The organism is Amnibacterium kyonggiense, from assembly GCF_004364555.1.
GTDB lineage: Bacteria > Actinomycetota > Actinomycetes > Actinomycetales > Microbacteriaceae > Amnibacterium > Amnibacterium kyonggiense.
The window spans coordinates 187,163-199,594 of sequence record NZ_SOAM01000002.1; the positions used below are offsets into that span (position 1 = coordinate 187,163).

Annotated in this window: 12 protein-coding genes; 6 read left to right on the forward strand and 6 right to left on the reverse strand. The window is 74.0% G+C overall.

All coding sequences use genetic code 11. The annotated features are described in order from the left end of the window. The first annotated feature begins 58 nt into the window (after positions 1 to 58). Entirely contained in the window at positions 59 to 847 is a 789-nt protein-coding gene (locus CLV52_RS09275; RefSeq protein ID WP_133766082.1) for an LLM class flavin-dependent oxidoreductase, read from the forward strand. Between the two features lie 113 nt (positions 848 to 960). On the opposite strand, the gene CLV52_RS09280 is transcribed toward CLV52_RS09275, so the two are convergent. Then, complete coding sequence (locus tag CLV52_RS09280; protein ID WP_211342664.1) at positions 961 to 3,498, reverse strand: ATP-dependent Clp protease ATP-binding subunit; 2,538 nt, start codon at positions 3,496 to 3,498, stop codon at positions 961 to 963. A gap of 142 nt (positions 3,499 to 3,640) precedes the next feature. Between CLV52_RS09280 and CLV52_RS09285 the strand changes: the two genes are divergently transcribed. The 4 genes from CLV52_RS09285 (at position 3,641) to CLV52_RS09300 (ending at position 7,210) form a co-directional block, all read left to right on the forward strand. Further along, on the forward strand, positions 3,641 to 4,525 hold the full coding sequence (locus CLV52_RS09285) for an ABC transporter ATP-binding protein (RefSeq protein WP_211342665.1): 885 nt from the start codon (positions 3,641 to 3,643) through the stop codon (positions 4,523 to 4,525). Further along, positions 4,522 to 6,111, forward strand: a complete 1,590-nt coding sequence (locus CLV52_RS09290) for a polyketide antibiotic transporter (RefSeq protein ID WP_133766083.1) — start codon at positions 4,522 to 4,524, stop codon at positions 6,109 to 6,111. Before CLV52_RS09285 ends, CLV52_RS09290 begins: the two co-directional genes overlap by 4 nt. Beyond that, entirely contained in the window at positions 6,108 to 6,548 is a 441-nt protein-coding gene (locus CLV52_RS09295) for a GbsR/MarR family transcriptional regulator (RefSeq protein WP_133766084.1), read from the forward strand. The genes CLV52_RS09290 and CLV52_RS09295 overlap by 4 nt, the downstream gene beginning before the upstream one ends. A 137-nt stretch (positions 6,549 to 6,685) precedes the next feature. Then, entirely contained in the window at positions 6,686 to 7,210 is a 525-nt protein-coding gene (locus CLV52_RS09300; protein WP_133766085.1) for a VIT1/CCC1 transporter family protein, read from the forward strand. Here CLV52_RS09300 and CLV52_RS09305 read toward each other — a convergent pair. The 3 genes from CLV52_RS09305 to CLV52_RS09315 form a co-directional block, all read right to left on the reverse strand. Further along, positions 7,207 to 7,503 (reverse strand): hypothetical protein, encoded by a 297-nt coding sequence (locus CLV52_RS09305; RefSeq protein ID WP_133766086.1) that lies wholly within the window; start codon positions 7,501 to 7,503, stop codon positions 7,207 to 7,209. The two genes, CLV52_RS09300 and CLV52_RS09305, sit on opposite strands and share 4 nt — an antisense overlap. Positions 7,504 to 7,555: 52 nt before the next feature. Then, positions 7,556 to 7,969, reverse strand: coding sequence for a VOC family protein (locus CLV52_RS09310; protein ID WP_133766087.1), 414 nt, complete (start codon positions 7,967 to 7,969; stop codon positions 7,556 to 7,558). A 61-nt stretch (positions 7,970 to 8,030) separates the two neighbouring features. After that, positions 8,031 to 9,368, reverse strand: a complete 1,338-nt coding sequence (locus CLV52_RS09315) for a PQQ-dependent sugar dehydrogenase (RefSeq protein ID WP_133766088.1) — start codon at positions 9,366 to 9,368, stop codon at positions 8,031 to 8,033. A gap of 131 nt (positions 9,369 to 9,499) precedes the next feature. Between CLV52_RS09315 and CLV52_RS09320 the strand changes: the two genes are divergently transcribed. After that, positions 9,500 to 10,102: a DUF5946 family protein gene (locus tag CLV52_RS09320; RefSeq protein ID WP_133766089.1), complete on the forward strand. Its 603-nt coding sequence runs from the start codon at positions 9,500 to 9,502 to the stop codon at positions 10,100 to 10,102. A gap of 47 nt (positions 10,103 to 10,149) precedes the next feature. On the opposite strand, the gene CLV52_RS09325 is transcribed toward CLV52_RS09320, so the two are convergent. Continuing rightward, entirely contained in the window at positions 10,150 to 11,559 is a 1,410-nt protein-coding gene (locus CLV52_RS09325) for an MFS transporter (RefSeq protein ID WP_133766090.1), read from the reverse strand. Between the two features lie 120 nt (positions 11,560 to 11,679). Next, the gene (locus CLV52_RS09330; RefSeq protein ID WP_133766091.1) at positions 11,680 to 12,348 is read right to left on the reverse strand and encodes an endonuclease/exonuclease/phosphatase family protein; all 669 of its coding nucleotides are present in this window, start codon (positions 12,346 to 12,348) and stop codon (positions 11,680 to 11,682) included. Positions 12,349 to 12,432: the final 84 nt, after the last annotated feature.

The window sequence follows — 12,432 nt, forward strand, 5'->3', positions numbered from 1 at the left end:
CGGGCCGGACGTGACCGCGTCCGGTGCACGCCGAGCGCCGCGGGGGCATGCTGAGGGCATGGCAGTCGAGGTGTCGATCGGGGTGCCGGGCGCGCTCGGCCCGGAGGCGGTGCGCGTGCTCGCGCCCAGGGTCGAGGCGGCGGGGTTCGCCGGGCTGTGGCTGAACGACAGCCCGCAGGGCGACTCGCTCGCCGGGCTCGCGGCGGCCGCGGAGGCGACGACGCACCTGCGGCTCGGCACCGGCGTCGTACCGATCGACCGGCGCCGGCCCCTGGAGCTGCTCGCGGACGTGCACCGGACCGGGGTGCCGGAGGCGCGGCTGACGCTGGGGATCGGGTCCGGCCAGCTGCGGCGGGGCGCCGTCGACGCCGTGGCCGATGCGCTCGCGGCGCTGCGGCACGCGACCTCCGCCGCCCTCGTGGTCGGGGCGCTCGGTCCGCGCATGCGCCGGCTCGCGGCGGAGCACGCGGACGGCGTGCTGCTCAGCTGGCTGCCGCTCTCGGTCGCGGCGGAGCAGGCGGCGGAGCTGCGGGAGGCCGGGCGCCGCGCGCAGGGCGAGGCGCCGCGGGCCGTGCTCTACGCCCGGACGATCGTGGACGAGGCGGCCCGGCCGGTGCTCGAGCGGGAGGCGGCGCAGTACGCCTCCTACCCGGCCTACGCGGCGAACTTCGAGCGCCTCGGCGTCGAGGCGGTCGACACGACGCTGCCGCGTGCCGGCGGGACGCTCGCGGAGGGCGTCGCCGCGTACGCCGCGGTGGACGAGCTGGTCCTCCGCGCGATCACGCCGACGGGATCGCTCGACGACCTCCTCGCCTTCGTCGACGAGGCGGCCGCGCAGCTGCTCTAGCGCGTTCACGGATACGGAGATCCGGGGCGCTCCGCGCTGCGAGATCTCCGTATCCGTGAACAGGACGGAGGGCCCGGATCGAATCGATCCGGGCCCTCCGTGGTTTGCATCGCCTAGGCGGCGAGCAGGTGCTCGGCCGGGTCGAGCGCGGCGACGAGGGCGCCGCCCTCGGCGGTGACGCGCACCGCGTCGCCCGCGACCGGCTCGGTCGTGACCAGCAGGTCCGCGATGCGGTCCTCCACCTCGCGCTGGATCAGCCGGCGCAGCGGGCGGGCGCCGTACTCCGGCTCGTACCCGTGCTCGGCGATCCAGTCGACCGCCTCCTCCGTGACGTCGAGCACCACGCCGCGCGTCGCGAGCCGCGCTGCGGTCGCGGTGAGCAGCAGCCGGACGACGCCCAAGACCTGCCCCGCCTCGAGCTTCCGGAACAGCACGACCTCGTCGATGCGGTTCAGGAACTCGGGCCGCATCGCCTCGCGCAGCTTGCCCATCACGCGGTCGCGGAGCGCCTTGTCCGAGCCGAAGCCCGAGCCCTCCTCCGACTGCTGGATGAACCCCAGCGCGCCGCTCCTCGACGCGAGGAACTCGCTGCCGATGTTCGAGGTCATGATGAGCACGGTGTTGCGGAAGTCGACCGTCCGCCCCTGCCCGTCGGTCAGGCGACCGTCGTCGAGGACCTGCAGCAGCAGGTTGAACACGTCCGGGTGCGCCTTCTCGATCTCGTCGAGCAGGATCACCGAGTACGGGTTGCGGCGGACGCGCTCGGTCAGCTGACCGGCCTCGTCGTAGCCCACGTATCCCGGAGGGGCGCCGATCAGCCGGCTCACGGTGTGCCGCTCACCGAACTCGCTCATGTCGAAGCGCTGCATCGCCGACTCGTCGCCGAACAGGCTGGCCGCGAGCGCCTTCGCCAGCTCGGTCTTGCCGACGCCGGTCGGGCCGAGGAACAGGAAGCTCCCCACCGGCCGGTTCGGGTCGCCCATGCCGGTGCGGCTGCGCCGGACGGCCTTGGCGATCGACGCGACGGCCTGCTCCTGGCCGACGACGCGCTCGTGGAGCTCGGACTCGAGCCTCGCCAGGCGCGAGCGGTCGGCCTCGGTCAGCCGGGTCACCGGGATCCCCGTGAGCCGCGAGATCACGCCCGCGATCTCCGCCTGGTCGACCGTGGTCTCCTCGTCGGAGGAGGCGCCTCGACCGGACGCCGCCGCGATGCGGGCGACGACCGCCTCGATCTCGTCGCGCAGCCGGGACGCGTCCTCGTACCGCTCGTCGGCGACCGCGCGGTTCTTGTCCGCCTCGAGCTCGCCGATCCGCGTCTGCAGCGCGGGCACGTCGACCCGGAGGCCGAGCGCCAGCCGGCGCCGGGCGCCCGCCTGGTCGATCAGGTCGATCGCCTTGTCCGGCAGGAACCGGTCGGTCACGTAGCGGTGGGACAGCTCGACCGCGGCGCGGACGGCGTCCTCCGTGTAGCGGACCCCGTGGTGCTCCTCGTAGCGGGACTTCAGCCCGTCCAGGATGCGCACCGCGTCGTCGACGGACGGCTCGCCGATCGTCACCGGCTGGAAGCGGCGCTCGAGCGCCGCGTCCTTCTCGATGCGGCGGTACTCCTTCAGCGTCGTCGCGCCGATGAGGTGCAGGTCGCCCCGCGCGAGGCGCGGCTTCAGCACGTTGCCCGCGTCCATGCCGCCCTCGCCGCCGGAGCCGGCGCCGACGACGGTGTGGATCTCGTCGAGGAAGACGAGGAGTTCGTCCTTGTGGTCCGCGATCTCCTGCACCACCTTCGTGATGCGCTCCTCGAAGTCGCCGCGGAAGCGGGTGCCCGCGACCATGCCGGGCAGGTCGAGGGCGACGACGCGCTTGCCGCGCAGCGCCTCCGGGATGTCGCCGTCCACGATGCGCTGGGCGAGGCCCTCGACGATCGCGGTCTTGCCGACGCCGGGCTCACCGATCAGCACGGGGTTGTTCTTCGTGCGGCGCAGGAGGATCTCGACCGCCTGCTCGATCTCGAGCGCGCGCCCGATCACGGGGTCGAGCTCACCGGCGGTCGCCTTCGCGGTCAGGTCGAGCCCGTACTTGTCGAGCGTCGGCGTGCCGGTCTCGGACTCCTCCGCCTCGCGCGCCTCGGCGGCGTGCTGTGCGATCGACTGCAGCGAGTCCGGCGTGACGCCGAAGGAGGCGAGCAGCTGGCCCGGGGTGCCCTGCTGGTTCGCGACGAACGCGAAGAACAGGTGCTCGGGGTCGACGTACGTGGAGCCGGAGGCGCGCGCGACCTGCGCGGCCTCGAGCAGCGAGCGCTGCCCTGCCCCGGTCAGGCTCGGCGCCGCGTCCGTGCGCGGCGCGCCGCCCGCGGGCAGCCGCTCGTCGATGGCGCGGACGAGGCCGTCCAGGTCGATGCCGGCGGCGCGGAGCGTGCGCTCGCCCTCGGTCGTGGTGACGAGGCCGCGCAGCAGGTGCAGCGAGTCGACCTCGGCGTGGCCGTGCTCCATGGCGTAGCGGACGGCGCCGGTCATGAGCTCGTGGGTCCGCTTGCTGAGCAGGCGGGAGATGTCGATGGGGCGCCCCTGGCCGGAACGCTGCCCGGCGAGCATGCGCGACAAGAACTCGTCGAACGAGTCGCCGTCGCCGCTGGCCGGGCCGAAGTTGGTGGGCAAAGCTTCCTCCTGATGGAACTTGAGTGCCTTCGGCTCAAGTCAACGCAGCGCGGGCCCGGGCATTCCCGTTCGCGTGAACTCGGCGTCGACGGCTCTGCTCACTCACCTTCACAACCTTCACGAATCGGTGAATACTGCGGTCATGGACACGGTGATCCGGGCGGAGGGCCTGGTCAAGACGTTCGGGCGTACGCGAGCGCTCGACGGGTTGGACCTCGAGGTGGCGGCGGGGGAGGTGCACGGCTTTCTCGGCCCGAACGGCGCGGGCAAGTCGACGACAATCCGCGTCCTGCTCGGGATGCTGCGGGCGAAGGGTCGTGCGGACGTCTTCGGCATGGACGCGTGGGCCGACGCCGTCGCGATCCACCGCCGGATCGCGTCGGTCCCCGGGGATGTGACGCTCTGGCCGAACCTCTCGGGCGGCGAGACCGTCGACCTCCTCACCCGGCTGCGCGGCGGCGCCGATCCGGACCTGCGCCGTCGCCTGCTCGACGACTTCCACCTGGACCCGCGGGTCAAGGCGCGCGCCTACTCGAAGGGCAACCGGCAGAAGGTGGCGCTCGTCGCCGCCTTCGCGCGCCGCGCCGACCTGTACGTGCTCGACGAGCCGACGAGCGGCCTCGACCCGGTGATGGAGGAGGTCTTCCGCGCGGAGGTGCGGCGGGTCCGCGACGAGGGGGCGGCCGTGCTGCTGTCCAGCCACATCCTCGACGAGGTCGAGCAGCTCGGCGACCGGGTCACGATCGTGCGGAACGGCCGTGCGGTCGAGACCGGCACGCTCGCCGACCTCCGGCGCCTCACCCGGACGCGCTTCCGCGTCGCGGCCCGGCACGCGCCCGACGGCCTCGCGCGGCTGGACGGCGTGCACGACCTCGCGTCCGACGGCGAGCACCTGTCGTTCGACGTCGACGGCCCTGCGATCGCGGCCGTGCTCGGCGTGCTCGGGTCGGCGGACGTCACGGCGCTCACGGCCGAGCCGCCGTCGCTCGAGGAGCTCTTCCTGCGCCAGTACGGGGCGCGGGCATGATCCGCCTCCTCGCCCTCCAGGCGCGCCGGGACCGCGTGACCCTCGCCGTCTGGGTCCTCGGCCTCGCCGTGCTGCTGCTCGTGACCGTGCAGGCCTCGCACGCCGAGTACGGCACCGCGGCCGATCGCCGCTCCGTGCTGACGATCGCGCTCGCGACGCCCGCGATCCTCGCGTTCCGCGGCGTCGTCGACGGCGACTCCTTCGGCTCCGCGCTCTTCTTCCAGACCTACACGTGGATGGCGGTCGCGGTCGCGCTGATGAACACGTTCCTCGCCGTGCGGCACGGCCGCGGGGACGAGGCGGCCGGGCGCCGGGAGCTCGTCGACGCGACGCCGGTGGGGCGCCTCGCGGCGCCGGTCGCGACGATGCTGCTCGCCGTGGCCGCGGACGCGGCGTTCGGCGCGCTCGCGACCGCGTTCCTCGTGGCGGGCGGCATGCCGGCCGGCGGCTCGGCGCTGCTCGCGGCCGGCCTGACGCTCACCGGGCTCGGGTTCTTCGGCGTCGGCCTGCTCGCGAGCGAGGCGATGCCGACCTCCCGCGGCGCCAACGGGGTCGGGGTCGTGCTGGCGCTGCTCGCCTACGCGCTGCGAGCCGCGGGCGACGCGCTCGGCGTCCCGGACGGCGCCGCCCTGACCCTGGCCCCCGCGGCCGTCAGCGGGTTCTCGCCGATCGGCTGGGGGGAGCAGCTGCGGCCGTACACGACGCCGACCGCCTGGCCGCTGGCGGCGCTGGCCGGCTTCGCCGTCCTCCTGGTCGGCGCCGGTCTCGTGATCCACGCGCGCCGGGAGCCGGGCGCGAGCGCCGTCCGCGAACGGGTCGGGCGGCCCGAGGGCCGGATCGCCGGCCCCCTCGGCCTGGCGCTGCGCCTCCAGTGGCCGTCCGCGCTCGCGTGGACGATCGGCGCCGGGGTCCTCGCACTGGTCACGCCGAACCTCGTCGCGGCCGCGTCGCGGTTCCGGCTCCAGGACGCCGTCATCGCCCGGGTCGTCGAGAGCCTCGGGCACACCCGCGGCGACCTCGAGCAGGGGTTCACGACCGGGATCCTGGTGCTCGTCGGCCTGCTCGCCGCCGCGGCCGGCGTGCAGGCGATGCTGCGAGCGCGGGAGGAGGAGGCCTCCGGACGGGCCGAGGCGCTGCTCGCCGGCCCGGTGTCCCGGCTCCGGCTCCTCGCCGCGTGGGGCGCGGTCGCGGTCGGCACGGTCGTCGCCGTGCTGCTCGTCTCCGCCGCCGCCGTCGCGGCCGGGACGCTCGGCCAGGGGCGGTCGGACGCGGTGGGGGAGCGCGTCCTACAGACGCTGGTGCAGGCGCCGTCGGCGCTCGCCCTGACCGCCGTCGCCGCCCTCCTGGTCGGCCTGCTGCCGCGCCTCGCCGTCCTCGGCGCCTGGGTCGTGTTCGGCGCGGCGGCTCTGATCGGCCTCTTCGGCGGGATCCTGGACCTGCCGGCCGACCTGGTCCGGTTCAGCCCGGTCGGCTCCGTGCCCGCGCTGCCGACGCACGACTGGGGGCCCACCTGGGCCGTGGGGGCCGCCGCCGTCGTGCTCGCGGCGCTCGCGGCCCTGTCCCAGCGTCGGCGGGAGGTCGCGTGAGCGGCGAGTCGCTGGCGCGCGGCGTCGCCTCCGAGCTGGCGAACGAGGGCTTCCCGCGGGTGCCCGCGCAGATCCTCCTGCGCCTCATGGTCGAGCCCTCGGGCGCGATGACGTCGGGCGAGTTGAGCCGCGCGCTCGAGCTGAGCCCGGCCGCGGTGTCGGGGGGCGTGCGCTACCTCGGGGTGCTCGGCTTCGTGCGCACCGACGTCGTCCCCGGCACCCGTCGGCACGTCTACTCCCTCCCGGCGCTGCCCTGGTACGCGTCGACGCTCTCGCAGGACCGGTACAGCCCGCTCCTCGCGGTGCTCGAGGCGGGGCTCGGCGAGGTGGAGGCGGGTCCCGCACGGGACCGGCTCGCGGAGATGGCCGCGTTCTTCCGCTTCCTCCGGACCGAGATGCCGCGGCTTTGGGAGGCGTGGCAGCGCTCCCGCGGCTGACCGGATGCGCGTCGTCCGGAGGGTCGCGCCGCCGGTGTCACCCTTTCGGGGCAGGATCGGTGTCGGCGGATCACGGTCGCGGCACGAAAGCGCCGCGCGTGGTCGCCACCGGAGCAGGTCGATGAGAGTGTGGGGACGTGGACAGCAGCCGATCGCACGATCCGCGCCGGGCCCCGGCCGCGAACTGGGCCGCGTCGTACCCGTACGCCACCGACGCGCCGCCCCGTACGACCGGGCCGCGCCAGGCGTCGATCCCGCAGCCGACGCCCGTCGGCCAGCAGGCGACCTACCCCTACGCGCAGCGCCAGCAGCCGCGCTTCGAGCCGCCACCCGTGCTCCGCGCGCCGGAGCAGCGCCCGACCGGGCGCCGGCTCCTCGGCGTCCTCGCCTTCTTCGTGCTGACCGGGCTCAGCCTGCCGCTGCACGTCGCGGCGATCTTCTTCATCTACGTGGAGTTCGAGAGCCCGGGCGACCCGACGACGGCCGCCCTGCTCATCGGCGGTGCGTTCCTCGGCTCGTTCGTCGCTCTGCTCGTCACGGGGATCGTGTCGCAGCTCGTCGGCAAGTTCCCCGGCGTGTGGCGCGCACGGATCACGTTCGCCGCGCTGTCGGGGATCATCGCGCTGGCCGTCGCGTACGTCGGGGCGTCCCGCCTCTTCTAGCGCTCGGCGAGCAGCGCCGCGGGGACGGCGGTCGCCGCGGCGACCGCGACGACCGACGGCCAGGCGCCGAGCCGCTTCGCGAGCGGGTGCGAGCCGCCGAAGGCGCCGAGGTAGGCGAGCAGGACCGCGGTGGCGCGCCACGCGCCGCCGCGCCGGGCGACGAGCGCGAACACGGCGACGCCCACCGCGCCGAGCACGCCGCCGCCCGCCGCACGCACACCCGTGGCGCGGGCGACGCCGAACCCGCCGAGCAGGCCGGCGGAGGTGAGCAGGGGGACGACGAGGCGGTTCACCCCATCATCGTCGCGGACGCAGGAGGCTGCCGGCGCCGGCGGACGACGACGTTCAGGAGCCGCTGATGTTCACCAGCCAGGAGACGCCGAACCGGTCGGTCAGCATGCCGAAGCTGTCGCCCCACGGCGCCTTCTCGAGCGGCTGCGTGACCGTCGCGCCCTCCGAGAGCGCGTTCCACCAGCCGGTCAGCACGGCCTCGTCGTCGCCCGACAGCGACACCGAGAAGGTGTTCTCGCCCGGCTTCCAGGCCATGTGGCCCGGCACGTCGGACGCCATGAGCCACGGCCGGCCGTCACGGTCGAGCTGACCGTGCATCACGAGGCCGCCCTCGCCATCGCCGACCGGCATCCCGAAGTCGTCGAAGGTCCCGATGCGCGGCTCGGCGCCGAACACGGACCCGTAGAAGGTCAGGGCGTCGCGGGCGGTCCCGCGGAGGTTCAGATAGGCGTTGACGTTCGCAGACACGGGGTGCTCCTTCGCGGGTCGGGTGCCACCACGATGCCACCGGACGCCGGCGCCGTCGAGATCACCCGGGCGGGGCCATCCGGTAGACGGCACCGGCCTCGTCGTCCGCGACGTACACCGCGCCGTCCGGACCGGTCACGGCGGCGACGGGCCGACCCCACCGGCTGCCGTCCGTCGACTGGAAGCCCCCGAGGAGCGTGCGCTCATCCTGGAGCGTGCCGTCCCGCCAGGGGAGGAAGGCCACCTCCGGCGCCCGCGGCGGCGTGCGGTTCCACGAGCCGTGGACGCCGACGAGCGCGCCGGCGCCGTAGGGCTCCGGCAGCGTCACGAAGGCGAGGCCGAGCGGCGCGGAGTGCGCGGGCAGGCCCTGCTCGACCCGCGGCAGCGCCGCGCAATCGAGCTTCGACCCGTCCGCGTTCGTCTCCTGGTCCCGGACGAAACCGCGGCCGGCGTAGTCGAAGGCGGTGTCGGGCGCGCCCGGATCGACGTCCGGATCGGGGTTGCAGTACGGCCAGCCGAGGTCCCTGCCCGCCGTCAGCCGGGCGACCGGCTCGAGCGGGTGGTCGTTCACGTACGGCTGCAGCACGGCGCCCCGGTCCGACCCGCCGCCGCCCTCGTACGAGCGGTCGTACGGGTACGCGACGCGGTCGCGGTTGTTCACCGCGGTCCACACGGAGCCGTCGGGAGCGATCGCGAGCCCCGTCCCGTTGCGGACGCCGCGGGCGAAGACGGTCGTCCTCCCGTCCTGAACGCGGAGGATCGCGGCGCGCTCGGGCGACGACGACCGATCCTCCGCGGAGGTGTTGCCGGTGCTCCCGACCGAGACGTAGACGCTGCCGTCGCGGCCCACCGCGACGCTCTTCAGCGCGTGCGCGTAGGCGCCGCGGAGCTCCGGCGTGCTCCCGTCCGGCAGTCCGTCGACCACCGTCCGCCGGTCGGACACCCTGCCGTCGGCGTAGCGGTAGGCGTCGACGCGGTCGCTCTCGGCGACGTAGAGCGTGTCGCCCGCGAATGCGAGCCCGTGCGGCTGCGTGAGCCCGTCGACGAGGGTCGCGGTCGTCGGCGGGGCGGCGGGATCGCGCCCGGGCGTCAGCACCTGCACGTCCCCGGACCCCGGCCGGGAGACGAGGAGGCGGGCGTCCGGGGTCCACGCGGCGAGGCGGGCGCCGTCGAGCCGCGCCCAGACCGACACGGTCCACCCGGCGGGCGCCTGCACCGTGCGGTGCTCGGCGAACGCACCGGTCGCGAGCCCCGCCGGCACCGAGAGCCGCACGCCCGTGAGCCCGGCCGGCGCGGCGGCCGTGGGCGCCGGTCCCGCCCCGGTCGGCGTGCACCCGGCGAGCAGCAGACCGGCGAGCGCCGCGGCCACCGCGGCGCCGAGACGGAGGGGACGGGCCATGCCCGCAGTCTCGCCGAGCGGCGGGAGGCCGCTGCGTCCGGACGGTCGATGCGGAGCACCCGCCCAGGTCGCGAGGTCGCACGGCGGGCGTCATCGGAGTCCGCGGAGGTGCGGCGTGGGACGCTGTGCGGGTGCGCAGTCGCACCGCGTGTCCGGGATGCGGCCTCGTGCTGCCCGATCCGGTCGCGGTCGAGCACACGCGGCTGCACGCCACGCCCGCCTGCGAGGCGGTGCTGCACGAGCTGCTCGGCTTCGAGTTCCAGCACCCCGTGATGCTGCGCTACCACCAGCTGACCGTGGACGCCTACGGCGCGCAGCACGCCGGCGGGGAGGCACCGGAGATCCGCGTCGCCTACAGCCTGGCCGGGCTGTGGCTCGCGCTCGAGCACGGGTTCTCGGCCGAGGAGGTCCGGGCGGTGCACCGCCGCATGGGGCGCCCCACCCCGTCCTGGCCGCGGTTCGAGCCGCCGGCACCGCCGAAGCGCTGGCTCACCTGTCTGGACGTCGCGGAGGCGGGCGTCCGGCAGGGCTCCATCGGCGGCCACGCGCGCGCGGCCGGGCAGTGGGCCGAGAGCGTGTGGGCGGCCTGGCGCGGCACCGACCCGAGCGTGGACCAGGCGGTCGGATCGCTCCTGCGCTCGATCTTCGTCACGCCGGTCCGCCCGGTCGGACTGCACGGCACGATCGGTCCGGCGGCAGCCGTCCACCGCCTGGTGGGACTCCTCGACGCATGACGAGGGGGCGGGGACCAGGTCCCCGCCCCCTCGCTCGACCCACCGGGTCAGTGGACGCCGATGCGCTCCTCGATCTTGTCGATGAAGTCGACGTCGCTGACGTCCTCGAGCGACTTCCGCTCCGCCGAGACGCCGAACAGGAGGGCGATGAGCCCGCCCACGAGCATCACGGCGGCGCCGAGGTAGTACCCGGCGGCCAGCGGGCCGCGGCTCTGGCCGTCCCCGATCAGCGAGTTGTAGATGACGGGCGCGAAGGCGCCGACGAACTGGCCGACCGCGAAGACGTAGGAGATCGACTGGCCCCGGACCTGCAGCGGGAACGTCTCGCTGACCGTCAGGTACGCGGACGAGGCGCCGGCGGAGGCGAAGAAGAACGAGACGCTCCAGAGGATGGTCTGCGTCGTCGCGGTGAGGACGTCCGCCTGGAATAGCGCGGCGGAGACCGCGAGTACCACCGCCGCGAGGCCGTAGGTGGCGAAGATCATCTGCCGACGCCCGATCGTGTCGAACAGGTGCCCGAGGACCAGCGGACCGATGAGGTTGCCGATCGCGAACGGGAAGAAGTAGATCGCCGCGTTCCCGACGCCGTAGAAGTTCTTCAGCACCTCCGCGTAGCTGAAGAAGATCGCGTTGTAGAGGAACGACTGCGTGATCATCATCGCGAAGGCGACGAACGCCCGCTTCGGGTACATCCGCGTGAAGACGTAGAGCACGACGCGGAACGGGACCCGGTCGTGGACCGGCACGTCGATGGCCTTCTCGTCCGGGACCCGGTCGAGGGCGGTGCCCGCCTCCTCCTCGACCTCCCGCTCGATGCGGTCGACGTTCTGCTCGGCCTCCTTCTCGTAGCCGTGCGTCAGCTGCCAGCGGGGGCTCTCCGGGATGTTGCGCCGGAGGAAGATGATGATCAGGCCGAGCACCGGGCCGATGAAGAAGCCGATGCGCCAGCCCCAGCCGGACGCCTCGAGCGCGCTGCCCGGCGCGAGCAGGAACAGGTTCGCCGCGGCGCCGAGGGCGGCACCGCCCCAGTACGTGCCGTTGATGGCGATGTCGACGCGGCCGCGGTACTTCGAGGGGATGATCTCGTCGATCGCGGAGTTGATCGCCGTGTACTCGCCGCCGATGCCCATGCCGGCGATGAAGCGGAAGATGTAGAGGAACCAGGGCGCGAACGAGAGGCCCGCGATGCCCGACGCGACGAGGTAGAGCGCGAGCGTCAGGACGAAGAACTTCTTGCGGCCGAGGCGGTCGGAGAGCCGCCCGAACACGAGCGCCCCGACGACCTGCCCGAGCAGGTAGACGGTGCCGGTGAGCCCGACCTCCGTCGAGTCCATCCCGAGCTGCTTGGCGTACCCGTTCGCGGACACCATCTGGATCTCGAGGCCGTCGAGGATCCAAGCGGTCCCGAGACCCAGGACAACCGTCCAGTGGAACCTCGTCCAGGGGAGGCGGTCCATCCGCGCCGGGATGAGACTGCGGATGCTGCTTCCTCGCGTCGCCGTCGTCGTCACAGCGTGGAACGTACGCCCGGAACGCTGGACAACCGCTCAGACTTCTGTCAGGCGACTACCAGGGCCTCACGCGGCGATGCGCGCCGTCATGCTGATGGGCAGGTGGTCGGACTTGCCCTGCGGCAGCACCTCGAGGTCGCTGATCTCGAAGCCGCTCGAGGTCGCGAAGTCGAAGTACCCGCTGAACCGGACCCCGACGTAGGTGTGCGACGGCATGCGGGTGAGCTGGTAGCCGGTCGCCGCCAGCCGCCGCTCGAGGCCGCGGACGAACCACGGGTAGTTGAAGTCCCCGACCATCACCGAGGGCGTGCCCGGGCGCATGGCGCGCATCCCCTCGTGGGCAGCGGCGATCTGCTTCCGGCGCAGCGAGTTGGTGGCGCTGAGCGGCGCGGCGTGGAAGTCGCCGACGAGCACGTCCATCCCGGTCTCCCGGTCGAGCAGGTGCGCGGCGAGCAGCCGCTCGTTCGCCGGCTTCAGCACGCGGTCGTGCATCGACTTGCGCAGCGCGAAGACCTTCTTGCCCTTCACCTCGAACCGGTCGGCGCGGGCGTACATCGCGAGTCCGAGCCGGTTGGTCCGGGTCTGCTCGATGAGTTCGAGGTGCCCGATCGTCTGCGGCATGTCGGTGTGGTCGCACTCCTGCAGCGCGAGCACGTCGACGTCGTGCACGTCCGCCATCGCCTCGAGCTCGCCGCGTGCCGTGTGCTCGCGCAGGTTGTAGCTGATGATCCTCAACCGAACCGAATCCTTCCCCGCCGGGCCCCCGCGGCCCGGACCGAATCTAGCCTCCACGCACCTCGGAGGGTTCGGAGACCCCCT

Bases quoted from the DNA above. Each gene is read 5' to 3' on its own strand.
- CLV52_RS09275 (WP_133766082.1), top strand. From the start codon at position 59: ATGGCAGTCGAGGTGTCGATCGGGGTGCCGGGCGCGCTCGGCCCGGAG.
- CLV52_RS09285 (WP_211342665.1), top strand. From the start codon at position 3,641: ATGGACACGGTGATCCGGGCGGAGGGCCTGGTCAAGACGTTCGGGCGT.
- CLV52_RS09290 (WP_133766083.1), top strand. From the start codon at position 4,522: ATGATCCGCCTCCTCGCCCTCCAGGCGCGCCGGGACCGCGTGACCCTC.
- CLV52_RS09315 (WP_133766088.1), bottom strand. From the start codon at position 9,368: ATGGCCCGTCCCCTCCGTCTCGGCGCCGCGGTGGCCGCGGCGCTCGCC.
- CLV52_RS09325 (WP_133766090.1), bottom strand. From the start codon at position 11,559: ATGGACCGCCTCCCCTGGACGAGGTTCCACTGGACGGTTGTCCTGGGT.